The organism is Nonomuraea typhae, from assembly GCF_009760925.1.
In the GTDB taxonomy this organism is placed as follows: domain Bacteria; phylum Actinomycetota; class Actinomycetes; order Streptosporangiales; family Streptosporangiaceae; genus Nonomuraea; species Nonomuraea typhae.
In genome coordinates this window covers 326,172-349,604 of sequence record NZ_VRLV01000003.1, presented here as the reverse complement: position 1 = coordinate 349,604, position 23,433 = coordinate 326,172, and the positions used below count along the sequence as shown (strand labels likewise).

25 protein-coding genes are annotated in these 23,433 nt (G+C 70.6%); 10 read left to right on the top strand and 15 right to left on the bottom strand.

Annotated features, from left to right (window positions below; translation table 11 throughout):
* Positions 1–9: 9 nt before the first annotated feature.
* From FVE25_RS55100 to FVE25_RS13670, 4 genes are all read right to left on the bottom strand, one after another.
* Positions 10–177 (bottom strand): helix-turn-helix domain-containing protein, encoded by a 168-nt coding sequence (locus FVE25_RS55100; protein WP_425489487.1) that lies wholly within the window; start codon positions 175–177, stop codon positions 10–12.
* Positions 177–470, bottom strand: a complete 294-nt coding sequence (locus tag FVE25_RS13680) for a sensor histidine kinase (RefSeq protein WP_157246957.1) — start codon at positions 468–470, stop codon at positions 177–179. The genes FVE25_RS55100 and FVE25_RS13680 overlap by 1 nt, the downstream gene beginning before the upstream one ends.
* Before the next feature lie 431 nt (positions 471–901).
* The gene (locus FVE25_RS13675) at positions 902–1,528 is read right to left on the bottom strand and encodes a TIGR04282 family arsenosugar biosynthesis glycosyltransferase (protein WP_157246955.1); all 627 of its coding nucleotides are present in this window, start codon (positions 1,526–1,528) and stop codon (positions 902–904) included.
* Between the two features lie 29 nt (positions 1,529–1,557).
* Positions 1,558–2,850 carry a glycosyltransferase 87 family protein gene (locus FVE25_RS13670; protein WP_157246953.1) on the bottom strand — a complete coding sequence of 431 codons (1,293 nt, stop codon included), beginning with the start codon at positions 2,848–2,850 and terminating at the stop codon, positions 1,558–1,560.
* A gap of 121 nt (positions 2,851–2,971) precedes the next feature.
* Between FVE25_RS13670 and FVE25_RS13665 the strand changes: the two genes are divergently transcribed.
* The 4 genes from FVE25_RS13665 to FVE25_RS13650 all read left to right on the top strand — a co-directional run bounded on the left by FVE25_RS13665 (position 2,972) and on the right by FVE25_RS13650 (position 6,668).
* Positions 2,972–3,952 carry an NAD-dependent epimerase/dehydratase family protein gene (locus FVE25_RS13665; RefSeq protein WP_246266987.1) on the top strand — a complete coding sequence of 327 codons (981 nt, stop codon included), beginning with the start codon at positions 2,972–2,974 and terminating at the stop codon, positions 3,950–3,952.
* A complete protein-coding gene (locus FVE25_RS13660; protein ID WP_157246951.1) occupies positions 3,949–4,605 on the top strand; it encodes a glycosyltransferase family 2 protein in 657 nt (218 codons plus the stop codon). Before FVE25_RS13665 ends, FVE25_RS13660 begins: the two co-directional genes overlap by 4 nt.
* 198 nt (positions 4,606–4,803) lie before the next feature.
* On the top strand, positions 4,804–5,847 hold the full coding sequence (locus FVE25_RS13655; RefSeq protein WP_157246949.1) for a hypothetical protein: 1,044 nt from the start codon (positions 4,804–4,806) through the stop codon (positions 5,845–5,847).
* A gap of 134 nt (positions 5,848–5,981) precedes the next feature.
* Positions 5,982–6,668, top strand: a complete 687-nt coding sequence (locus FVE25_RS13650; RefSeq protein ID WP_157246947.1) for a maleylpyruvate isomerase family mycothiol-dependent enzyme — start codon at positions 5,982–5,984, stop codon at positions 6,666–6,668.
* Here the strand turns inward: FVE25_RS13650 and FVE25_RS13645 are convergent.
* From FVE25_RS13645 to FVE25_RS13605, 9 genes are all read right to left on the bottom strand, one after another.
* Positions 6,603–7,550, bottom strand: a complete 948-nt coding sequence (locus FVE25_RS13645) for a cytochrome c biogenesis CcdA family protein (protein WP_157246946.1) — start codon at positions 7,548–7,550, stop codon at positions 6,603–6,605. The genes FVE25_RS13650 and FVE25_RS13645 overlap by 66 nt on opposite strands.
* Positions 7,547–8,122 carry a redoxin domain-containing protein gene (locus tag FVE25_RS13640; RefSeq protein WP_157246944.1) on the bottom strand — a complete coding sequence of 192 codons (576 nt, stop codon included), beginning with the start codon at positions 8,120–8,122 and terminating at the stop codon, positions 7,547–7,549. The genes FVE25_RS13645 and FVE25_RS13640 overlap by 4 nt, the downstream gene beginning before the upstream one ends.
* Positions 8,123–8,157: 35 nt before the next feature.
* Positions 8,158–8,733, bottom strand: coding sequence for a CGNR zinc finger domain-containing protein (locus FVE25_RS13635; RefSeq protein WP_246266986.1), 576 nt, complete (start codon positions 8,731–8,733; stop codon positions 8,158–8,160).
* Positions 8,730–9,320, bottom strand: a complete 591-nt coding sequence (locus FVE25_RS13630) for a pyridoxamine 5'-phosphate oxidase family protein (RefSeq protein WP_157246943.1) — start codon at positions 9,318–9,320, stop codon at positions 8,730–8,732. The genes FVE25_RS13635 and FVE25_RS13630 overlap by 4 nt, the downstream gene beginning before the upstream one ends.
* Complete coding sequence (locus tag FVE25_RS13625) at positions 9,317–9,739, bottom strand: nuclear transport factor 2 family protein (protein ID WP_157246941.1); 423 nt, start codon at positions 9,737–9,739, stop codon at positions 9,317–9,319. Before FVE25_RS13625 ends, FVE25_RS13630 begins: the two co-directional genes overlap by 4 nt.
* Before the next feature lie 78 nt (positions 9,740–9,817).
* Positions 9,818–10,354 carry a carboxymuconolactone decarboxylase family protein gene (locus FVE25_RS13620; RefSeq protein ID WP_157246939.1) on the bottom strand — a complete coding sequence of 179 codons (537 nt, stop codon included), beginning with the start codon at positions 10,352–10,354 and terminating at the stop codon, positions 9,818–9,820.
* Positions 10,355–10,483: 129 nt separating this feature from the next.
* A complete protein-coding gene (locus tag FVE25_RS13615; RefSeq protein WP_157246937.1) occupies positions 10,484–10,636 on the bottom strand; it encodes a hypothetical protein in 153 nt (50 codons plus the stop codon).
* A gap of 57 nt (positions 10,637–10,693) precedes the next feature.
* On the bottom strand, positions 10,694–10,897 hold the full coding sequence (locus tag FVE25_RS13610; protein ID WP_157246935.1) for a hypothetical protein: 204 nt from the start codon (positions 10,895–10,897) through the stop codon (positions 10,694–10,696).
* A 138-nt stretch (positions 10,898–11,035) separates the two neighbouring features.
* Positions 11,036–11,644 carry a helix-turn-helix domain-containing protein gene (locus tag FVE25_RS13605; protein WP_157246934.1) on the bottom strand — a complete coding sequence of 203 codons (609 nt, stop codon included), beginning with the start codon at positions 11,642–11,644 and terminating at the stop codon, positions 11,036–11,038.
* Positions 11,645–11,756: 112 nt separating this feature from the next.
* Here FVE25_RS13605 and FVE25_RS13600 point away from each other — a divergent pair, with 112 nt between their 5' ends.
* Entirely contained in the window at positions 11,757–12,575 is an 819-nt protein-coding gene (locus FVE25_RS13600; protein WP_157246932.1) for an MBL fold metallo-hydrolase, read from the top strand.
* Positions 12,551–13,816 carry a DUF6004 family protein gene (locus FVE25_RS13595; protein WP_281367853.1) on the top strand — a complete coding sequence of 422 codons (1,266 nt, stop codon included), beginning with the start codon at positions 12,551–12,553 and terminating at the stop codon, positions 13,814–13,816. The genes FVE25_RS13600 and FVE25_RS13595 overlap by 25 nt, the downstream gene beginning before the upstream one ends.
* Before the next feature lie 117 nt (positions 13,817–13,933).
* Here FVE25_RS13595 and FVE25_RS13590 read toward each other — a convergent pair whose 3' ends face one another.
* Positions 13,934–14,128 (bottom strand): hypothetical protein, encoded by a 195-nt coding sequence (locus FVE25_RS13590; RefSeq protein WP_219825485.1) that lies wholly within the window; start codon positions 14,126–14,128, stop codon positions 13,934–13,936.
* A 922-nt stretch (positions 14,129–15,050) separates the two neighbouring features.
* Here FVE25_RS13590 and FVE25_RS13585 point away from each other — a divergent pair.
* The 4 genes from FVE25_RS13585 to FVE25_RS13570 all read left to right on the top strand — a co-directional run bounded on the left by FVE25_RS13585 (position 15,051) and on the right by FVE25_RS13570 (position 22,809).
* A complete protein-coding gene (locus FVE25_RS13585) occupies positions 15,051–16,301 on the top strand; it encodes an NAD(P)/FAD-dependent oxidoreductase (RefSeq protein WP_157246928.1) in 1,251 nt (416 codons plus the stop codon).
* On the top strand, positions 16,301–16,684 hold the full coding sequence (locus FVE25_RS13580) for a RidA family protein (RefSeq protein ID WP_157246926.1): 384 nt from the start codon (positions 16,301–16,303) through the stop codon (positions 16,682–16,684). The genes FVE25_RS13585 and FVE25_RS13580 overlap by 1 nt, the downstream gene beginning before the upstream one ends.
* Before the next feature lie 1,197 nt (positions 16,685–17,881).
* Complete coding sequence (locus FVE25_RS13575) at positions 17,882–18,232, top strand: hypothetical protein (RefSeq protein WP_157246924.1); 351 nt, start codon at positions 17,882–17,884, stop codon at positions 18,230–18,232.
* A gap of 218 nt (positions 18,233–18,450) precedes the next feature.
* Positions 18,451–22,809, top strand: coding sequence for a WD40 repeat domain-containing protein (locus tag FVE25_RS13570; RefSeq protein ID WP_157246922.1), 4,359 nt, complete (start codon positions 18,451–18,453; stop codon positions 22,807–22,809).
* A 75-nt stretch (positions 22,810–22,884) separates the two neighbouring features.
* On the opposite strand, the gene FVE25_RS13565 is transcribed toward FVE25_RS13570, so the two are convergent.
* A complete protein-coding gene (locus tag FVE25_RS13565) occupies positions 22,885–23,424 on the bottom strand; it encodes an SNARE-associated domain-containing protein (RefSeq protein ID WP_157246920.1) in 540 nt (179 codons plus the stop codon).
* Between the last annotated feature and the right edge of the window lie 9 nt (positions 23,425–23,433).

Genomic DNA, 23,433 nt, shown 5'->3' with positions numbered 1-23,433 from the left:
AGGCCGGCTTCAGGCGCCGAGGCAGCGCAGTAACGGCGGCGACCCTGCGGTCCACGCGGTCGCTGGGAGCCGAGCCGAGCCGAGCTTGGCGAAGATGTTGCGGGTGCGCTTGTGCACCGCTTCCTCGGTGATCACCATCTTGTCGGCGATGGCCGGGTTGCCCAGTCCTGCGGCCATCAGCACCAGCTCCCCAGCCCGGCTGCAGGCGCTTGGCCGCCACGGCCACCTCGATGCCCTCCCCCGGTTCCCGCGCCATCGCGGGCGCCGCCCTTGCCGTCGTCACTCACCTGGACGCGCAGCAGCGGGCCTGCGCGGTCGACGGCGACCTCCACATGCTGGGCGCCGCTGTGCTTGGCCACGTTGGTCAGCGCCTCGGCCACGGTGAAGTAGGCGGCGCTCTCCACCGACAACGGCACCACGCCGAGCTCGCCCACCCGTACCCGGCAGGGCACCGAGCATCCGGCGGCCACCGCGTCCAGCGCGCCGGCCAGCCCTTTGTCCTCCAGGACCCGCGCCGGCCAGACGCCTGCGTTCCCACTCGGCCGCGCTCCTGGTCATCGCGATCATCGCCGGCACCAGCGCCAGCCCGACCCCGACCAGGCTCAACGCGGCCACCACCAGCCAGCACAGGGCGACGACGACGGCCATGAACGCGGGCGTGGGGGAGCCGGTGGATGTCGACTCCAACGGCTTCGCAGTAGCTGGAGCGGGCCAGGTAGAGCTTGAGCAGGGCAACGTACCTGCGGTCGTCGAGCAGGACGATGCGCACGCTGCCGCCTTTGCCGTGGATGCGTGCGTGGTCGTCGTCCAGGCGCAGGTCGAGGTCGTCGGCAAACACGCCGCACACCTCGGAGGTGCAGACGTAGGTGGTCTCGAACAGCAGCCGTGCGGGGCAGCGTCCTCATCGGCTCAGCTCCCGCAGGAGCCGGGCGAAGCGGGTGTGCGGTGCCTGGACGGCGACGCGGGTGGCGTCGGCGGCGGTGTCGACGTCGGTCAGCTCGGGCAGATGGTGTACGGCGAGGCCGGCTCGTGCCAGGCGGTCGAGCTGGTGTTTGCCGGTCTCCGCATGCGACATGGGGACCCCGAGCAGCAGGGCGGGGTCGGGCCGGCGCAGGCCCAGCAGCCAGAAGCCGCCGTCGGCGGCCGGGCCGTAGACCGCGTCGTGGCGGTTCAGCGCCTGGCATGCCTGGGTCAGCAGGCCGGGGGTGAGCTGCGGGGTGTCCATGCCGATGAGCACGATCGGCTCGGGCCGCAGGCGGTGGGCGTCGGTGAAGGCGGCGGCCAGGCGCTGATCGAGGCCGTCGCCGCGCTGCGGGATGATCACGTACCCGGCGGGCAGCCAGCTGCCGGGCAGTCCGTCCAGGGCCAGCAGGCGCTGGGTGGCCGGGCCGGCGGTGACCGCCCGGAGCGTGTCGCTCAGCGCGGCCTCGGCCAGGGCCGCGGCTTGGGCCGGGGTGAAGGGCGGGGTGAGGCGGGTCTTGACCCGGCCGGGGACGGGCTCTTTGGCGATGACGACGATCTGCGTCATGGGCTAGACGGTAGGGCTGGGCGGTGTGCTCATTCCTTACGAGGTGGTGACGGGCCCGGTCGGCGGACGGCCCAGGTGATCAGGACGGTCAGTGTGGCGGCGGTGTAGACGATCGCGGCCAGGTGATGGTCGGCTCTCGGGCCGGAGACGAGGGCGATCGCGCCGGCCAGAGCCACGCCGAGCCATTCCCATCGGCCCTCCACGGCGGCCAGGGCCACGACCAGGAGCGCGTACCAGGAATAGCCGGGGGTGAAGATCAGCAGGACCGATCCGGTGACCACGAGCGCCCCGTGCCAGGGACGGCTGGCGTCGCCGTACCGCAGGACATGCAGGGCGATCAGGGCGAGCAGCCCGATCGCGGCGTACGGCGCCCAGCCGTCGGGCAGGAGCAGCCGCAGCACCAGGTAGCGGTTGCCGTCGGCGGGGCTTCTGTAGCGTTCCTCGGCGAGGTAGCCCAGGAGGAAGCCCGCGACCGAGCTTCGGGACGTCAGCGTGTAGGGCAGGTAGGCCAGGGTCACGACCAGGACGGCGGGCACGATGACGGCGGCGATGCGCCGCCAAGCCACACCGCCCGCCAGTACGCCCGACAGCGCGCCGGGCAGCGCGGTGGCGGGCAGCAGTTTGGCGGCGACCGCCGCGCCGAGCAGCGCGCCGCGTGCGCGGGCCGTGGTGAAGGCCAGTATGACCAGGAGCACGGCGAGCATGTCGACGTGCGCGTTGTTGACGGCTTCGATGGGTACGGCGGGGCACCACGCCCAGCAGGCGGCCGCGCGCAGGTCACGGGCGCACAGCAGGAGCAGGACCGCCACCGCCATCGCCCAGCCGCCGAGCTGCAGCGCCTTGTGCCGCACTCCGTCCGGCGACAGCCGGTGGATCAGCAGGAAGTACCCCTGGGCCACCGGTGGGTAGATCGTGGGAACGCTGGGCCGGTTGATCCGCGTGCAGCCGCCGTCTGGCAGCGGCCACCGGTCGCGGCCCTCGCACGCGGGCGGGAACAACCAGGCATCCCGCACGAACACCAGTGCCGGGTCGGCGGGCGGGTGGTCGTAGGGCGAGAGGCCCGCCGCCTGCACGCGGCCGTCCCAGGCGTAGCGGTAGGAGTCGGTGCTGCTGCTCGGCGGCGCGCTCAGCCCGGTCGCGGCCAGCACGATCCCGCCACCGGCCACCAGCGCGGCCAGCCGCCGCCGCGGCACTCCCCGCACCAGCCACAACGCCCCGCCGAACAGCGTCCAGGCGGCGAAGTACCAGCCCAGGCGCGGCGGCCCGGCCACGGCCACCACGACGACGACGGCCAGGGCCGCGAGGAGCGCGCCGACCTTCATGCACCGCAGCCTCGCACCGCCGCCCGGGCGCCGGGCAGGGGCCGTTGGCGGATCGTAAGAGTTCTTACGGTCCGCGAACACGGTCTCGGCACGCCAGGACGGGGCGGTTAGCGTCGGCGGCGTGAAGGTGATGCTCACCGGCTCGGCCGGTTTCATCGGCAGTCACGTCGGCGAGACGCTGGAGGCCGCCGGGCATCGGGTCATCCGGCTGGACCTGCGCGACGGCGCCGACGTGCGTGACGCCGGGGTCCTGGACCGGCTGTTGCCGGGGGTGGAGCTCGTGATGCACCAGGCGGCCAAGGTCGGCCTCGGGGTGGAGGTGGCCGACCTGCCTGACTACGCCTCGGTCAATGTGTACGGCACCGCCGTGCTGCTGGCCGCGATGGCCCGGCACACGATCCGGCGCCTGGTGCTGGCCTCCTCGATGGTCGTCTACGGCGAGGGCGCCTACACCTGCGCCGAGCACGGTTCGGTGCGGCCCGGCCCGCGCGCCGTGGCCGATCTGGACCGGGGCCGTTTCGAGCCACGCTGCCCGCGCTGCGGCGCCATGGTGCGCTGCGCGGTCATCGGGGAGGACGCGCCGCCCGATCCCCGCAACGCCTACGCCACCAGCAAACTCGCCCAGGAACACCTGGCCGCCAACTGGGCCAGGGAAACGGGCGCCGGCGCCGTCGCCCTGCGCTACCACAATGTCTACGGTCCGCGCATGCCACGCGACACCCCGTACGCCGGGGTGGCCGCGGTCTTCCGCTCCGAGCTGGCGGCCGGCCGGGCCCCGCAGGTCTTCGAGGACGGCGGGCAACTGCGCGACTTCGTGCACGTGCGCGACGTGGCCCGCGCCAACCTCGCCGCCCTGCGCGCCCGCCCGCCCGCGGGCACGCTGGCCGCCTACAACATCGCCAGCGGCACCCCGCACACCGTCGGCCAGCTGGCATATGCGCTGGCCGGCGCACGTGACGGGCCCGCGCCCGAGGTCACCGGCGGCTACCGGCTCGGCGACGTCCGCCACATCCTCGCCTCGCCGGACAGGGCAACGGGTGAGCTGGGCTTTCACGCCGCGATCGGATTCGAGGAAGGGATGAAGGAGTTTGCCTGGTCATGACCGTCGACGTGATCCTGCCCTGCCTCAACGAGGAGGCGGCCCTGCCCTGGGTGCTGGAGCGCATGCCGGACGGCTACCGTCCCATCGTGGTCGACAACGCCTGCACCGACCGCACCGCCGAACTCGCCCGTGCCCTGGGCGCCGAGGTCGTGGCCGAGCCCCGGCCCGGCTTCGGCGCCGCGTGCCACGCCGGGCTGCTGGCCGCCCGGGCCGAGCTGATCTGTTTCATGGACGCCGACGCCTCACTCGATCCCCGCCACCTGCCTTCGGTGGCCGATCCCGTGGCTCGCGGGCAGGCCGACCTTGTGCTGGGCGCCCGCCGCCCGGTGGCCTCGGGGGCGTGGCCGTGGCATGCCCGGCTGGGCAACGCCGTGCTCGCCCGCCGGTTGCGCCGCCGTACCGGAGCCGAGCTGCACGATCTGGGGCCGATGCGGGCCGCGCGGCGCACGGCGCTGCTGGAGCTCGGGCTCACCGACCGGCGCTTCGGCTACCCGCTGGAGACGGTCCTGCGCGCCGCCGCATCGGGGTGGCGCATCGTCGAGGTCGACGTCGGCTACCTGCCCAGGAAGGGGCGCTCCAAGGTGACCGGAACCGTCCGCGGGACCCTGCGCGCGATCGCCGACATGCGCCGCGTCATGGCCGAGCACGCCTGAACGCCCTGACAGGTCATCGGCCCGCCGTCACCCTCTTTCTGAACCACGACATCGGCGCATACGCCGGCGGAGATCATCGCTCGCCACCCCTTGAGGAGGATGTTCCGAATAGTTCCGAACACGGTCTGATCTTTGCTATTTGCGAGGTATGGGTGACCTTCTGGGAGACGATGATCGTTCCTCGATGGAGGCTGCCCGATGTTCCTGTCCCCTGCCAGAGCCGCCGCGGTCGCGACGGCAACCACGATGATCGTGTTATCGACGGCGGTGATGGCGCCCCCGGCACGGGCCACCGCATCCGGGCCACCGCCGCAGGCGTCCTCATTCGACCACGCCCTGTACTGGAACGGGGTGCTCCTGGACGCTTTCCGCCGCGTGCGGAACAAGGACGCCGCCCCCACCCTGCTGGCGCGGGCGGGGGCGATGCTGCACATCGCGGTCCACGACGCCAACTGGCCGGCCGCGCCGGTCACCTATCTGCCGAAGATCCAGCAGCAGCACCCGGACGACTCCATCGAGGCCACCATGGACGCGGCCGCCCACCGCGTGCTCACGGACGTCTTCAAGAACGCCGAAGTCGAGGGCGGAAACAGGGGCATCGACTTCGGCCCCAACCTGACCTACGCGCTGAGCCGGATCCCCTCCTGGGTGCCGCGGCAGTTCGTCGACGGGGGCAAGACGGACGGGGTGAAGATCGGCGCTCTGATGATCGCCGCCCGCGCCGCGGACGGCCCGGCCATGGACCCGGCCTACGCCGAAGGCACCGTGCCCGGCGCGTGGCGGCAGACGGGCTCGGGCGCGCCGGTCGGGCCCAACTGGTGGAAGCTCAAGCCGTTCGCGATGACGTCCTCGGCGCAGTTCCGGCCGGGCACTCCGGGTGGCTTCACCTCCTACGGGCAGGTGGTGAGCAGCCCGGCCTACGCCGCGCAGGTCCAGGAGGTGAGGGAGTACGGCTCGGCCGTGTCGGCCAGGCGCAGCGCCGATCAGACCCAGGCGGCCTTCTTCTGGGCCAACGACGTCGACGGCACCTACAAGCCGGTCGGCCACCTGTATGCGATCACCGCCGACATCGCCCGCCAACAGCGGCTCAAGCAGAACGAGACGGCGGAGCTGCTCAACCTCGTCTCGATGGCGCTGGCGGACGCCTCGATCGTCGCCTGGGGGGCCAAGGATGCCGAGGCCGGGCTGGAGGCGGGCTTCAACCTGGGTGACTTCGTCTATGTGACCCGCCGCGACCAGTAACCGGCCCCCTCTGCTCATCCCCCTGGCCCCTTCTCCGTCCTTCCCCGGCCAGGGGGATGTCCGCGTCCATCCCCCTGCCGATCCGGTGAGGGTCGGGCAAGTCCCGTACAGCTGACGAACTGTATCGTGGCGCCATGGATTACCTGGCCGAGCTGCGGCGTGAACTGGACGCGTTCGGCGCCGTCCTGGATGGTGATCTATCGGCCCCGATCGAGCACTGCGGCGGCTGGAGGCTGATGGACCTGGCCGTCCACATGGGAGCGGGGAACCTGTGGGTCGTCACGGCGGTGCGGGAGGGCCATGGCAAAGGCTATGACGAGGATGCCGCCCCCCATGACCGGGCCGGTCTCCAGAGTTGGTATGCCAAGACGGCGGACGCGCTCGTGCAGGCACTGTCGGTCGATCCCGCGAACGAGGCGTGGACGTTCTTCCCGCCGCACACTGTCGGGTTCTGGCGGCGGCGCCGCAGCCAGGAGACGCTGATGCACCGGTGGGACGCCGAGAACGCGCTCGGCTCGCCGATGCCGATGGATCCGGCGCTCGCCGCCGACGGTGTCGCCGAGGTCTTCGACACCATGGCGCCCCGCATGATCTCCAGGGGGGCAGCCACCTACCCAGACCAGAGCGTACGGATCACCGCCACCGACGCCGGGCAGTCGTGGACCTTCGGGCCGGGTGAGCCGATCGCGGAGATCTCTGGCCATGCCGAAGACCTGCTGCTGATGTTGTGGGAGCGTAAGCCGCGCGACACCGGATCAGTCACCTGGGCTGGGGACCGGGAGGCGGGGCTGAGGGTGCTGGCCGGGCCGCTGGTCCCCTGACGGGAAGTGCCGCGATGTCCGCCCGCCTGGAGCGCGGCGGTACACCGCGGCGACCGCACGAACGAGCGCGGCGCTGATGGTCGCTCCGCAAGGCGATCGGCCGATCGCGACGTGCAGGAGTACGGCGAGCGCGAGGGCGGTCCAGGCCGGGCCGAGCGTCTCCAGCCAGCCGGTGACGGCGCCCTGCAGCCTCGTCACCGTGCCGATGATCGGGTCCTGGGCCGCGGCTCCGGCGAAGACGCGCAGTTCGTACCAGCCGTAGTAGGCGACGTAGAGTCCGGCCAGGACCAGGAGCGCGCCGCTGATGCGGGGAACGTGGGGCAGGATGCGCCGCATCCTGGCCACGGCGGCGCCACGCGCCAGCGCGACCGCCAGGGACAGCAGGGTGATCACCAGGCCCATGCCGAGGGCGTAGGCGACGAAGACCGCCAGGCCGCCGAGGACGCCGCCGCCGGTCAGCGACGCGGAGGTGAGCGCGAGGAAGGGGCCGACGGTGCACGACAGCGACGCGACGGCGTAGGACAGGCCGTAGCCGTACTGGGACAGGTTCCCGGTGCGCAGGGCGGGGACGCGCAGGAGCAGTTCGTGGCCGGACAGCAGCCGGCCGCCCAGGGCAAGCGGGGCCAGGCCGATGGCGATCGTCACCCAGGGCAGGTAGCGGCCCAGCAACAACGCCAGCGGGGTGACCACCAGGCCGAACAGGCCGAAGACGGTGACGAAGCCCGCGGTCATCGCCACCGAGCAGCCCAAGGCCCGGCGCACGCCGCCGCGGTCGCCGGCCGGCAGCATGCTCAGGTAGGCGGGCAGCAGTGCGAAACCGCACGGGTTGACCGCGGCCACGCTGCCCGCGGTCACGGCCAGCGCCAGCGGCAGGTCGTTCATCCCGAACGCAGCTTCTCGACGCGTGCGCCGACCTCCTCGGCACCCAGTGGGCCGGTGGCCTTGGTGGTGGAGCCGTCGGCGTTCATGAACAGGAACGTCGACTGGGAGGCGATGCCGAGCTTGGCCCAGACCTCGCCCTTCTCATCCGACAGGTGGGTGATGGCGCCGGTGCCGGTCTGCTGGACGAACTCCTTCATGGCCGGCTCGGTGTCCAGGCTCGCGACGCCGACGAAGGCCACGTCCCGGTAGGCGGCAGCGGCGGCCTTGACGTTCGGCGCCTCGGCCCGGCACTTGGGGCACCAGGGTGCCCAGAACCAGAACACGACCGGCTTGCCGGCCAGGCTCTTGCCGTCGAAGCTCTGGCCGTCCAGGGTCTTGGCGGTGAACTTCAACGCCGCGGGGACCGTCTTGGCCGGGGGAGTGGAGGATGCCGGCGGTGGGACGGCGCCGGTTGAGGCGGGCGCCTGGCTGGTAGACGCGCTGGTGCCGGTGGCGCTCATCCGTTCGGAACCGCACGCGGCGAGCAGCAGGAACGATGCCGCGACGGCGACCGTCGTTCGAACTGCGATCATGCGGCCAGCGTAGAGGCCCGCCGGTCGCCCAAACCTTACGCGGTGATGACGGCTTGCCTGGCATGGTGACGGGCGGCGCGGGCCCGGTTGCCGCAGGCGTCGGAGCACCATTGGCGCCGGTGGTGGTCCTTGACGAAGAACAGGACGCAGCCCGGGGCCCGGCAGGCTCGCAGGTTGGCGAGCTCCGCTCCGGTGAACAGGTCGACGGCGTCCTGCGCGATCGCCGACAGCGCGGCGGCCGCGGCCGCCGCGGCGCTGCCCGGGCTCGCCGCGGGCGCACCGCTCCAGCGCAGCTCACGCCAGTACGGCGCGGCCCGCACGTGCCGGTTGAGCGTCTCGACATCGGCCACCGGCGGGACGGTCTCGTTGACGGCGGCCGCGGCCAGGTTCCTGATCGCATCGCGCAGTTCGCGCGCCAAGGCCAGGTCCCCGGCGTCGACGGCGTCCGGGACGACGGGCAGGGCGAGCCGGGGGCCGACCTGCTCGAACCAGGCGGCCAGTTGCGCGACGGTCTCCAGCCCGTCGCGCAGCCGGCCGCGTACGGCGTAGGTGGCGTTGGCCAGCTCGATCGGCAGCGGCTCGCCCATGATCGGCCCGGTCTCGACGCTCACGCGCGGGCCTCGCGCAGTTCCCGCTCCAGCCGGTCGATGCGTTCCTGCATGGAGGTGAGCGCGCCCTCCACCGCCTGGCGGGGGAAGAGCTGCGGGATGTGCTGGTGGCAGTTCCAGTCGAAGGCCTCGACCTGGATGAGCACGGTGCGTTCCACCTTGGCACGATAGTCGGCCACCGCCAGTGGCGAGTCGCCCTCCACCACCCGGGCGCGGCCGAGGATCTTCATGCGGGCCTGGTGGGCGTAGTCCATGAGGAACAGGGAGACCCGCTCGTCGTGGTCGAGGTTGCCGACGGTGACGTACTGCCGGTTGCCGCGGAAGTCGGCGAAGCCGATCGTCTGCTCGTCGAGAACCTTGAGGAAGCCGGGCGGTCCGCCGCGATGCTGGATGTAGGGCCAGCCGGTCTGGCCGACGCTGGCCAGATAGAAGCTCTCGCGGGATTCGATGAAGTCCCGTTCGGCCTCGCCGATCCGGTCGGGGTCCTGCGGACCTTCCAGCATGCGGCGGTAGGCGCGGTCACTGCCGTGCTCGCGCTGGTGCCGCTGGACGTTCTCCGTGAAGGCGAGCTGCGCGAACCTGCTGGTCATCGCCGTGGCCCGAAGATCGTGCGGTCGCCCTCGTCGATGGCGACGTCATTGATGCTGGCCTCACGGCGGGCCATCAGCCCGTCCGGGGTGAACTCCCACAGCTCGTTGCCGTAGGAGCGCCACCACTGGCCGACGTCGTCGTGCCATTCGTATTGGAAGCGGACGGCGATGCGGTCGCCGGTGAAGGCCCACAGCTGCTTGCGCAGCGCGTAGTCGTGCTCGCGCGCCCATTTGCGGGTCAGGAACGCCTTGATCTCCTCGCGGCCGGTGAGGAATTCGTCGCGGTTGCGCCAGACCGAGTCAGGGGTGTAGGCCAGGGCGGCCCGCTCGGGATCGCGGCTGTTCCAGGCATCCTCGGCCAGCTGCACCTTCTGGGCTGCGGTCTCGGCGGTGAACGGCGGAAGCGGGGGTCGGGACATGCGGGCTCCTCCTCGGGGATGGTCGTGCCGGTACGGCTCGCGCCCGCACCGTGTGGGCGCGAGCCGTACCGGAGTTGATCAGTGCTGGACGAGCGGCCAGTCGATCTCGGTCTGAGCGGTCTTGTTGAAGTAGTTGGTGAACACGTTGAGCGCGACGTGGCCGACGACCTCGGCGATCTCACCGTCGGACAGCCCGGCCTCGCGGGCGGCCTTCAGATCGCTGTCCTCCAGGTCGCCGCGGGTGCGGACCAGCGCGACGGCCAGGACCAGGGCGGCCTGCGCCTGGGCGTCGGAGGCGCTGCCGTGGCGGGCGGCTTCTGCCTCCTCGGCCGACAGCCCGGCCAGGTTGGTGCCGATGTAAGTGTGCGCCGACAGGCAGTAGTCGCAACCGTTCTCCTGAGCCACCACCAGCGCGATCCGTTCACGGACCGCGGCGGGTAGCGCACCGCCGGCCAGGGCGCCGGAGAAGTCCAGGTATGCCTTGAGCACGGCCGGGCTGTTGGCCATCGCCTTGGTCATATTGGGCGTGACACCGAGGGCCTTTTGCACCCCGGTGAGCAGGTCGGCGGCCTTGCCGGTGGCGGTGCCGGGCTGGATGAGGGCAAGACGGGACATGATCAAACCTTTCGTTCGTCAGAGGTGGTCGGCCAGCACCGCTTCGTCGCCATCTCCACCTCTCTTTAATGGTTATGTCGCGATATAACCGTTAGGTAGTGATCGTGATTCCCGGCTTTCGAAGAAGTTTCAAGATCTTTTGGTGGTTGACTCGCGGCTGTGTACGTCATCACGCGTCCACCGGCCGAGCCCGGCGGCCGCGGCGAGCCGGTGGGTGACCCACGCCGGGGCCAGGGTGCGGCCGATCTTGGCCGGGCCGAGGCCGCGGGACGTCACGGCCATGGTCGGCGGGCCATGCGCGGGGGCGGCGGTCTCGACATGGTCGGGCGGGAGCTGGAATCACAGGACGGCGGTGACGGCCAGGCCCGCCGTGCCCGGGAGCGCGTAGGCGGCACGCACGCCCACCGGTTCGGCCTGGCCGGCCCGGGGACAGGCGATCGACTCCCGGCCCGTCCTGGCCAGGATGGCGAACCTGCTGGCCCGCGGCGACGGCTGTCGCCTTGTCCTCCGCCGGCGGCGCGCCTTCCCGGACAGCCAGGTCATAGCTCATGACCGCATTGTGTGGCGCAGCAGTGACGCCTACGCGATCAATGCGGCTGCTCGCAAGCCGGCTTCCCGGAGAATGTCGTGAGTGTGGCGATGCCCTAACCGGCTCCGTTCAAGCCCGCAAGCTGCGGCCGATCAGGTTCTGCGCGAGATGACCATGATGTATTCGCAGGGAGCGTTCGTTCGGTTGGCGAAGCCGTGGTCCGCGTCGGCCTGGAGGAACAGGGAGTCGCCTGTGTTCAAGGTCTCGTTGATGCCGCCGATCGCGACGGTGAGGGTGCCTTCGAGTACCACGAGTTGTTTCTCCGTACCCGGCGGATACGCGGGCAGCAGCCCGGTAGAGACCTGCGCGGGGAGGTAGTGGACGATCATCTCGGCTCCTCCCGCGCCTGGGGCCGCTGACACCATGTGCCGCTCGAAGCCGGTTTCCGGGTCACGGAAAACGGGGCGATCGTTCTTGCGCATGACAACGGCCACACCGGGCGCGGCAGCGGCCGACGCGCCGATCAGGTCCGAGAGCGAGGCGTCGAGAGCGTGGGCGATCCTGGACGCGACGCCAATCGTCGGGCTCTTCTCACCGCGTTCGACTTTGGACAGCATCGCCCGGCTGACCGACGACTGTGCGGACAACTGCTCCAGCGTCAGGCCCGCCTCCTCGCGGCGTCGCCGCACGTTACCGCCGAATGCGCCGGCCAGGTCGTCACCGTGCTGTGGTTCGGCCTCGTTTGCGTCTTGCTCGACCACCGTGCTCCTTGATTGTTGAGTGTCTCGCCGCCCACAGTGTAGGGTTTCTTCTAAAGAAGATATGATCTTCTATTGAAGACACGCGATGTGTATCCAACATGACGGAGGTTCCATGCGTTTGATCTCGAGTGGCCGGCACCATGCCACGTTCGAATTCGGCGATCTGCAGGTGATCTCGTTGCGAGACGGGTACATCGACATGCCGCCGACACGGCTGCGCGACGAGGGTGGGCGCACGCTCGTCGAGCTGCCAGCCGCCGTCCCGCTGGCCGGCGACAACTTGCGGCTGTCGGTCAACGCCTTCTTCGTCACCGACGGCACGCGGTCGGTTCTCATCGATACCGGTGCGTCCAACGCCTGGCACGACCCCACCATGGGATTGATCTACGACGCGCTCGACGAAGCGGGAGTCGATCGCGCGCATGTCACCGATGTGGCCATCACCCACAGGCACGAAGACCACGTGAGCGGCCTGATCGCGCCGGACGGTTCAGAGGCGTTCGCCAAACTCGAGCGCGTGTGGATCGGCGCGGGCGACACCTCGGTGTTCACCGGGCGGCTCGAGCCGATCCGCGACCGGGTCGTACCGGTGTCGGAGAAGATCGCGATCAACGACTGGACCACCGCGATCCCGACACCGGGCCACACGCCCGGTCACACCGTCTACGACGTCAGGAGCAGCGCCGGCCATCTTCTCGTCTGGGGCGACACCGTTCACGTTCCCACGCTCCAATTCGAGCAGCCGAACGTGTCCTGGGAGCTCGACGGCGACCAGTCCCAGGCCCGTGCCGCGCGAGCGGCCCTCCTGCGGCAACTGACCCAGCCACACCACTTCGTAGCCGGCGCCCACCTCGACTCACCCGGCATCGCCCGCGTAACCCCCTCCGGCGAGGGTTACGCGCTGGAATACCTCGCACCACCGATCGGCTGATTGAGGCTGCCGGCTCCGGGCCGCGCTCGCGATGGCGGCCAAGGAGGGCAAGCTCGTCATGTCCGTCTGCTCCTGCCGCGCGATGCCCCCCGGGGGCCCACCTCCTCGCCGGTACCACCGTCGTGTTCGGCGACGACTACTACGCGGGCCGCCGCGAGACGGTCAACCTCTCCGGGTTAGTCCAGATCAACACCTGGCCGATGCCCGGCTTCGAGACCCGCGTGGACAAGGACGGCTACGCCGAGCTCGAGCAGGAACTGGCCGGCGCTCCCGAGGCCGGCGTCAAGGGCTTCAGCTACGAACTCGACGACCGTATCCAGCTGGTGTCCAACCCGCTGCTGCCCAGCCTCGGGCTCGTGCGGCAGATCGCGCCGGGCAAGAACTTCCCCGCGCAGATGCATCTGCGCCGCTTCGGCATCCTGGAGACCGGCACCCTGCGATTGACGCACCGCAACGCCATCGACACCTACGCCGTCATCGACAACGTCCCCCCGTACAACAAGCCGCTCACCCGGCCCTACCACGGCACCCCACGCGGCGACGGCCCGTTCGACATCGCCCACGCGCCGAACGTGCTGCGCGCCACCACCCTGCCCGAGGCGTGGTACCCGGCCGACGACGACAACCAGCCGACCGGCACCACGCCCACCCTGTTCTTCGCCCCGAGCGCGGCCCCGTTCATGTCGATGCTCGTCGACCCCACGATGATCATGCAGGTGTCGATGGAAGGCAGCATCGAGGTCGAGATCAACGGCAAGACCGAGCGCATCGACGTGGCCGGCGACCACCTCAAGGCGGCAGGCGCCGAGATCCTGCTGTTCGAGCCCGGCAAGCACGATGGCGGCGCCGGCGTCCTGGCCCAGATGTCACGCCTGGCCACGGTCGGTCACAGCGACGCCCTCGGCGGCCGCGTGATGCTGCGCGCCAGCTGGCCGCGGCCCTCCGGCGGCGCACTCGGCGAGGGCAACGAGGACAGCCTGAGCCAGGTGCGCTTCGCCGGCGACCTGCACCTCGACGCAGAGGTCGACCTCATCACCCCGACCGGTACCCTGTATGCGGCCGGCCCGGTACGCCTCGGCGGCAAGCTCAAGGACCTCCAGCCCACCGGCAGCGACCTGGCCTTGACCGGCGTGGACACGCCGATCATGGCCGCCGACGGTACCGCCAAGGCGCGCCTGACCGGCGCGCGGTTCACCATGCGCGACGCGTCCGTCGGGGAGCACGCCACCGTCTACGGCTGATATCTCGCTGGGGAGGAAGGACATCCGGGCGGGCCGTACCGATGACGCCTGTCGGCGTCAGGCACGCTCAGGCACCGAACGAAGATCGCCGGTTTGGCGCCGATTCCCGCACGCGTCTCAGCCATAGGCGATTACTTCGCGCGCGTGCTTCGTGCACGCGCGCGAAGGCAGGTCTTCGAGGAGCCCGGTTCCGCACCGCGCCAGCATCGTGTCCCGATCCAGAGCCTCGCTCGACGGCGCCACGTTGCTCGCCGCGGTCCTGGCAGAGGTGAACCAGACCTGCTCGGACGCGGCTGGCTGGATCTGGAGCACACCGCCCATCGGACCACCGGGGCGCGGACGTCTCAGGACTGCCGGCGGAGCGGCGGATGGATGGAGCCACGCGCGAGGGCCGGCGACCCGAGGTGGGCGACACAGATCAGGCAACTGGATCGCCCATAAGCTCCTGGATGGGTTTTATCCCTCCCGAGATGACTAGCGCGCTCGGGGTGAAAGGAACGTGACCCGGGGAGTATAGGACTCCTCCGCCCGGCTCTCTGCCGCCCTGTGTTGACGCAGCGACGTTCTACTGTTCTTGCGGAAACTCTTCTCGAGATGGCCGGCGAGACCTTTCGTGCGGCCGCCGGAAGGCCCGGCGCTGTGATCGAGAAGGGAAGTTCGCCGTGACGGCGAATCGTCCGGAAGAAGAATGTCATCAGTGGGTGCAGACCTGTCTGGCCGCGCTGCGTCTCGTCGGCTGGCTGGGCTGGCTGAAGTTTCTTCCCCCGCGATCCCGCTACTCATGGATCAGTTTCATGATCACCGCGTTTGAGGCGCTGAACGGAGCCCCGCTCCTTCCCGGCCATCACGCCGGCCGCCCGCGCCCACATGCTGACCGTGCTCAAGCGCAAGCCCAACAACGGCAACGCCCATCTGAACGCGATCGCCGACGTCAACCGCCGCCTCGGCCTCGGCCCCGCCTCGCGCCCGCGTGCTCGGCTGCATCGTCTTCTCCGCCGGCCCCCGCGTCCACGAACTCGTCGCCTTCGGCACCGACGACGTGCTCATCCGCATGGCAAGAACCGCGAACCCTCCCTGTCAACAGACAGAGGTAGCGCTTCCGTGCGGGGGATGAGTCCGCCAGGTGTCGCCATCGGCGCGGGAAACGGTCGACGCTTGTCGAAATCCCCGCTGGAAGAAACCGCGAGACACTCCTGGGGCTGGTGGAAAGAACAGCTGAGGATGGACTGCACTCATGAAAGTCTCGGTCGTCGGTGGCGGGGTCATCGGGCTGGCGTGCGCGTGGAGCCTGACCCGCCGCGGTTTCGAGGTCACCGTGCTGGACGCGGGACGGGTCGGTGACGGTGCCTCCGCGGCCAACGGCGGTTGGATCACCCCTTCGCTGTCGGTCCCCCTCTCGGCTCCCGGCGTTCTGCGCACCGGACTGCGGCACGCACTTCGTCCCGATGGTGCGCTCGTCATCAAGGCGCGACTGGACGCCTCGTGGCTGCGTTGGCTGTGGCGATTCCGGTCTGCTTCCTCGCCCGCGGTTTTCGACCGCGGTGTTCGTGCGCTGCTCGACCTCAACCAGAACACCCTCGACCTCTTCGACGCGTACCGCACCGACGGGGTGAGTTTCGAGATGCACGGCGCCGGCCTGCTCGCCCTCGCCCGTGATCGTGACGGCCTCTCCGACTTCCAGGAATCGATTCAAGCGTTGCAACGGCGCGGCTATCAGGGCGAGGTCGAGTTTCTCGGCCCGGCGGAGGCCCGCGAGCGCGAACCGGCGATCAGCGGCACCGTGGGGGCGGCGCTGCGGATGTCGATCGACCGCCACGTCGACCCCCTGTCCCTCACCGCGGGCCTGGCCGAACGCCTGCGCGGCCTCGGCGGCGCAATCCTGGACCACACGCCGGTCACGGCGATGAGCAGGGACGGCGATGGCTGGCGGCTGGACACGCCGGCCGGGCCCGTGCGCGCGGACATCGCCGTGGTCGCTCTCGGGGCCGCCTCCAACTCCGTGCTCGCACCGCTGGGAGTGCGCCTGCCCGTCGTCCCGGCCAAGGGGTACGCGATTGACCTGCTCGGTGAGGGGCACCGCCCGCGCCACGCGCTGTACGCCGCCGAAGACAAGATCGGAATCACCCCTCTTGCCCGGTGGCTGCGCATCGCCGGTGTGCTCGAACTCGGTGGATCGCGCACCGCGTCGGCCGATCCACGGCGAATCCGCCAGATCGTGGAGGGCGCGCGAAGTTACCTCGCCGATTGGCGTCCTGCCGAGGAGAACTACGGGCGCGCGGGCCGAGCCGGGCTCCGACCGGCGACCCCGGACAGCCTGCCCTTCCTGGGACCGGTACCGGAGCTTCCGGGCATGTATCTGGCCACCGGCCACGGCATGCTCGGCGTCACTCTGGCGCCCGCCACCGGCGAGGCGATCGCCGACATGATCGAAAACCGAACCGTTCCGGAGCGGTTGCTGCCGTTCCAACTCGCCGGGAGACTCTGATGAACCACCACGACGTTCCCTCACCGCCCGCCCCGTCCTACCGCCGTCAGGGGGACCTCCTGCTGCTCTCGGGTCAGATCGGCGTCGACGAACACTGGCGTCCCGTCGGCGGAACGTTTCAGGACGAGGCCGGCAAAGCCTTCGACAACGTGCGGAAAGTTCTGTCCGACGCCGGTGCTCAGACTCATCACATCCTGAAGGTCACGGCCTATCTGGCGGACATGAACGACTTCGACGCCTACAACGAAGTGTGGCTGGCGGAATTTCCCCGGACACGCCCGGCCCGGACCACCATCGGTGCGACGCTCTATCCGCCGCTGCGCATCGAACTGGACGTGATCGCATGGGTCGACGGGGCCGTCCGGGGTCCAGCCGGCGCCTGAGCCGCTGCCGGCCGGCCGTACCGGCTCCGCCCCGGACCGCTATGGCCGCCTCGATGTGTGCGCGTCGCCGTCGCGTACGGCCGGCGGGCTCAACGTCGTACGTACTGACCTCAAAGTCATCGACTGGCGGCGTCCGCATAGAACGGGCTGTCGCAGGTAGGCATCGAAGCGGCAAACGAGGAAGGCGATGTGCTCGGGCGGTGTGTGGGGTGGCCTGCCAGGCCGGAGGCTGAGCTGGGGCGATGGCGTGATGACACGCCAGAACGGTAGCGGCCGGGAGGCCGGCACCCGGCGGCTGGGCCCGGGTTGGGGCGGTGGCCGGGTCCCGGGTGGGGGCGGCTGTTGCCGGGACTGCGGTGGTGACGCACACTGCGCTGGTAATGCACCCCTGCGCGTCCCCGCCGGTCTCACCCTGAAGGAGCGCCGAAGCCTTCCCTCCAGTCCCTTCTCCGCCTTCCGTCCCTGGGTTCGGGTTTCGCGCCCGTCTTGCCGGCTTGGCCTGTGCCCGGCCGACGGGGGCGGGGGGCTGAGCCTTGCTGATCTGGTGTCCGGCGGGTCCGCCAAGCCCGCGTCCCATGACCGCGCGGGTGCTCGTCATGCCCGGCTCCGGTCCGCCCACGCCACGGGGCACCGGCGCACTGATCGCCGAGGTTCCGGTCGGCTATTCTCCCCACCGCCTCGCCTTCGGCCCGCCGCGGCCTCGTAGGACGGCGACACCCAGCACCGGTAGGCCGGCAAGGCGCCACTGGGGGAGACGTCAGCTACCCGGCTGGCTACTCCGACTTGTGAAACAGCACTCCCACAGTTCGGCCACGGCGCCCAGTGGCGCGACTCGCGACCACACTATGGCGACCGGGTCCGGCCTTCACCTGGCGGCCCGGTCACCCCTGCGGCTGCCTGGTGAGGCCCGGACGCTCGGCCGCAGTTGATCACGGGGTCTCCTGTGTTGAGGATGATGCTTGGGTCGTTGCCGGTGCCGCTGTCGACCAGGGCAGGAGTGCCCCCAGGCCGCCGGTACACGGTGATGCAGTCGCTGCGCCCGGCAGGGAAGGCGAGAGGGGAAGTGAGCGGCGGGTTCTGGCCGGTGCCGACCGGAGGGGAGCCGGATGGGGCGGGAGCCGGGCCCTGGACGTGTGCCGTCAGGTCTGGTAGGCCCTGGGGATCTGTGTGCTGAGGGTTCGTGGAGGAGGCGGCGCGGTGGAGAAGTGGGTGCGGCGGGAAGTGCCGCGGCAGGTTCTGGAGCAGGCATCGGCGCAGCCGGGTGGGTATGTCTACGCGATCGACCACCGGCAGATTCGCGACGCCTCAGGGAATGTGCCGCCGGAGGCGATCGTCGGGTGCTGGAAAGCCGGGGACGATGGACGGCCGACCGGGGAGCATGCGGCCAATCCCGGGCATGGACCGATTGCCGATGACTTCCGTGCGTTGAGCGAGGCGGACCACTGGCTGGGGTGGGCCGGGGAGGACCCCGCGGCTGAGGTACGGAGATCGGTTGAGGAGACGCTGCGCGAGGCAGGTGCCTGGATCGGTCGTTCACATGCGCCTTGAGGACGCCAAGGATCTGCTCAAGTCTCGCATGTACGAGGTCGAGTGATCTTTGACGGTGACCACCGGATGCCCGCGGGCGTGCGCAGATCTGACCTGCGGCTCCATTACTATCGGCCGGCAGGTCCCCGGGCTTTGCGGGGCGCCCCTGCTCGCGTGCGCGACGAGATCCACGAGCAGTGCTATCGCTCATTCGGGGCTCATCAGTCATATTCGACATCGTGGAAGTCGTGGGCCCGCCGCCGGAAACGCGGATCCGGCAGATGCAGGAGGGCATCCGGCATCGCCTGGGCAGGCTGGCGGGCACCGCCGGCGTCGGCGCGCGACGCTGGTCGGGGCCGACGGTGCTCGGGCTGCTGTGCGCCGGAGCGTTCGGGCCGCTGCTGGCCGCCGCCGCGAGCGTGAGTGGGACGGTGGCGCTGGCCGGCGTCGGTGTGCTCGCCGCCGTCGGCGGCAACGTGCTGACCGACGTCCTGAAGGCCGGGGTCGCGAAACTCCGTGAGGGCACCAGGGAGGAGGCCGAGGACGAGATCCAGGACCGGATCGTCCAGACGCTCGCCGGCGGCGGACCTGCCGCAGAAGAGCTGAGGGCCGACCTCGCCGCGGTTCTGCGCGCCACTGACGCGGCGGGAACCGCGTTGTCGGAGGCGGTGGAGCTCGGCGACCGCGGCCTGCAGTCCCACCTGACCAAGGGGTTCGCCGAACTCGGCCGGGATTTCGGCGAGTTCGCGTTCCTGCTGGAGGAGATCTCCGCCGCGTTGGCGACGATCCAGCGGGGGATCGACGAACGCGGGGCGGAACACCGCCTGATCGTGGATCTGCTGCGCACCGAGGCGACCCACACCCGGCTGCTGCGTGATGACATCGCCGCCATCAGACGCCGCACCCTCGCGGGCCAGGACGGGGCGGCGCCCGGGCCGCGATGGGCACACGAGCCGCCCTACCGCGGGCTGCATCCGTTCGGCGAGACCGAGACGGAGATCTTCTACGGCCGTGAGCAGCTCACCGCGGAACTGGTCGGCAAGGTGGCCGAGCAGCTCGACGGCTTGCCGATGGTCATCGTCTCCGGCTCGTCGGGCGTCGGCAAGTCCTCCCTCATCCAGGCCGGGCTGCTGCCCGCGGTGGCCCGAGGCTCCTTGCGCCCGCAGGCGGCCACCTGGCCCCGGATCGTCATGACGCCCACGATGTCGCCACTGGAAGAACTGGCCACCCGGCTGGCGCTGCTGTCCGGCACCGACGGCGCCGCCGTACGCGACGCGCTTGCCGCCCGGCCCGCGGACGCCGCCCTTCTGGTACGGCAGGCGGCGCTGTCCCGGTCGGCGGAGCGGCTGCTGCTGGTCGTCGACCAGTTCGAGGAGGTCTTCGACCACGACGACGCGCAGCCGTTCATCACGGCGTTGCACGCGGCGGCCGCCACCCGCAGCGGACCGGACGCGAGCCCGGCGGCGATCGTGGTCCTGGCCGTCCGCAGCGACTTCCTCGACCGGTGCGCGGCCCACCCGCTGCTGGCCGCCGCCATGAGAAACGGCCAATTCGTGGTCGGCCCGATGACCGAGTCCGAGCTCAGGCGTGCCATCGTCGGCCCCGCCGAGGCGGCCGGCTTGACCATCGAGCCCGGGCTCACCGACACGATCCTCGCCGAGCTCGGGCAGGCGGGCACGTTCGAGGCGGGGTCCCTGCCGCTGTTATCGCAGACGATGCTCGCCACGTGGGAGAATCGTACCGGCGACCGGCTGACCACTCGCGGATACGGCCTGGCCGGCGGGGTCGCGCACGCCGTGCAGACGAGCGCCGAGTCCGTCTACCTCGCTTTTCCGCCGGAGCGACGGCAGGTCGCGAGCGCCGTGTTCAGACGGCTGACCGTCGTGACCCGCGACGCTCGAGTGGCGCGGCGGCGGGTCAGCCGTCCGGGGCTCGCCGGCGGGACGGACCTGGAGGTGCTGGAGGCGTTCGCGGCCAAGCGGCTCGTCGTCCTCAACGAGGACTCCGCGGAGATCGCGCACGATGTCCTGCTGCGATCGTGGCCTAGGCTGCGCGGGTGGCTGGAGGAGGACCAGGCGGCGCAGATCCTGCTCGGCCGGCTGCATCAGGACGCCATCGAGTGGGACACGCACGGCCGGGATCCGGCCTTCCTCTACCGCGACACCCGCCTGGCCGCCGCGCGGACCGCGACCGGGTTGGACGCGCTGGAGCAGGCGTTCCTGGACGCCGGTCTCGCCCTGGCCGCCGCCGAGCGCAGAAGCATCCGCCGGCGCCATCGGGTCCGCACTCTGCTGACCGCGTCGCTGGCGGTCCTCCTCGTCATCGCCGCCGTGATCTCCGGCCGCCTGCTGGCGGCTCTGGGCGAGGCCGACCGGCAGCGTGACCTCGCCCTGTCCCGGCAGCTTCTGAGCGAGGCGCAGACGTCCGCCCACAGCGATCCGGTGCTGTCGCGCCTGCTCACCGTGGCGGCCTGGAGGCTGTCTCCACGACCGGCGGACCTGATGCTCCCGCTCAAGATCGCATCGCTGCGGCCGGAGCTTGCCCTCCTGCGAACCCAGGGCGTCCAGTCGTCGTCCCTTGCCTTCAGCCCCGATGGCAAGATCCTCGCTGTCGGGACCGACTCCTACAACGCGAGCGGCATCGGCCGCAGAGGGGCGGTCCAGCTCTGGGATGTGGCCACTCGTCAGCCCCTGGGCGGCCCGCTCGCCACGCGTGAGGACTGCACGTACTTGCTGGCCTTCAGCCCCGACGGCCGGACCCTGGCGGTCGCCGGACAGGGGCCGGGCGATGAGAAGGTGCCCGACGTGCAGTTGTGGGACGTGGCCACCCGACGGCCGGCAGGACGCGCCATCGTGGACTACACCGACAACCCCGCATACAACTCCATCATTGGAGCGCTCGCCTTCAGTCCTGACGGGCACACGATCGCCATCGGGACGGGAAACACCCAGGACGAGCGGGCGACCGCGCGACTATGGGACACCAGAACCGGCGCCCTGGTCCGGCTGCCGTTGCCTGCCGAGATCGACTCCGTCGACACCTTCAGCTTCGACGCAGACGGACGAAGACTCGCCGCCCAGGTGGGTAATCGTACGGGATTCGGCGACTCGGGCGGGTATACCAGCAAGGTGTGGGTATGGGATGTCGCATCCCGCGAAGCGCTGCCCGCTGTGTCGTCCCGGATGGCCTCGGCCGTGGCCTTCAGCCCTGTCGGAGGACTGCTCGCCCTTCACGAGGGGAAGGGCAAGCAGGCGGCGACCCGGGTGTGGGATCTGGACGCCACCGTGCCCGCAGCCGTCTCGCTCGCCGACTCGGCCGCGGCGGTCGGCGCCCTGGCGTTCAGCGCCGATGGGATGACGCTGGCCGCCGCAGAGGGCGGGACAGCGCGGCTCTGGGACGTGGCGAGCCGACGGCCGGTGAGCGCGCCGCTGGCCAGCTACACCGGCGTCGTGGAGTCGCTGGCCTTCAGCCCGGACGGCACCATCCTCGCCGCCATCACCGGTAACGCCACCGACGGGCGCGACAACGACGCGCTGGCAACCGTGCAACTGTGGAACACCGCCTCCCTGAGACCTCGGGGCACACCCATCAGGACCGGCAACGGCGGCACCGCTTCGGTGGCCTTCAGCCGCGACGGCCGGATGCTGGCCACCGGCGGGTCCTCCCACCCGAAGACGTGGCCCGGCAAGCCCGCCACAGTCCAACTGTGGAACGCGGCGGACCGGACACCACTCGGCGAGCTGACTCGCAAAGACTCCTCCAAGACCTCGACGTCGAGCTATCTCGTCACCTTCACCGACCACGGCAGATCTCTGGCCGCCACGTCGATGACCCAGACGGTGCACGGCGAGGACGAACTGCGGCTGGAGACGTGGGACGCCGCGACCCGGCAGCCGATCAAGACACCGGCGTCGGGGCAGTCGGACGACGACTACCTCATCATTCCCAGTCCCGGCGGCGACGCCCTGGCCGTCGCACGTCAATACCGGGTCGACACCACCTCGGGGGGCTTCTACACGGAGTCGGAGATCCAGCTCAGAGACCGGGCCACCGCCGCCCCACTCGGCCCGGCCTTCGCCAGGCAACAGGACACAGCCTGGCCGATCACCTTCAGCCCGGACGGCACGATGCTCGGGACCGCCGTCGCGGGCGACCATGCCGAGGGCTCGACGGTCCAGGTATGGGACACCGCCACGCGCAGGCTCCGATATCCCGCCATCAGCGTCTACGGCGAGAGCATCCTCGACATGTCGTTCGACGCCGGCGGCAAGACCTTGGCGATGGCGGTGCTGGAGACGGCGACCGGCTCCGATGACAAGGTGTCGGTACGGCTGTGGGACCTCCGCACCGGCACACAGGTCGGCGCCCCGATCTCCAGCACGACCGGGCTGGTTACGGCCATCGCCGTCAGCCCCGACGGACAGACCCTCGCTACCGGCGGCGCCGGCGGCGAGGTGTACCTGTGGAATCTGGGCGGCACGGAAGCGGGCCTCGTGCAGGAGGTGTGCCGACTGGCCGGCCGTTCCTTCACCGAGGCCGAGCGCCGCCGCTACCTCCCGGACGCGGGCCCCGGCGCAAGCTCCACCTCCTGCGGGTGACAAAGGACTGTGGTGTCCGTGGGTGCCGCCGGTCGCTGTTTCACGTCGTGGAAACGCCCGCCCCCGCTCGGAGGTCTATGACTCGAGGTCGTTGCGGGCTGCATCCGGGTAATGGGGCAGCTCTCGCAGAGCGTGGGACGTCTCCCGGTCCATGACGTCGCGCGAGGCGTGCGCCACGAATTGGGCGAGCAGCCGCTCGCTGTCGTCCAGCTTCCCTCGGAAATCCTCCCGCGCCAGGTTCGGCCGAATTTCATCGATCGCGTCCAGCGCTTCCTGGGCGCAGGCCGTCACGTCGTTGTCGCCGGCGACGATCTGCGCACGGAAGAGGGCGTGCAGAGCGGTTCCTTGGGCTCGGTCGCTTTCCGCGCGCGCCTCGTGATAGGTCGGTCCTCCGGGATCGTCCTGTCGCCTGTACCAGCGGGTGGCTCGCGCCTGCCGGAGCGTGGTCGCCGCCACGGCGAAGGCGCCGTACGCCTCGATCCGCTCTTGTCGCAGCTGGGAACCTCTGAGTCGCTTGTCGGCATGATCGGTCGCACGGCGTTGTAACCAGTACGTGATGATAGATCCCAGGAGGGTCCCCACGACGGCAACGGCTCCAGCCAGTACAGTCTCCATGATCTCATC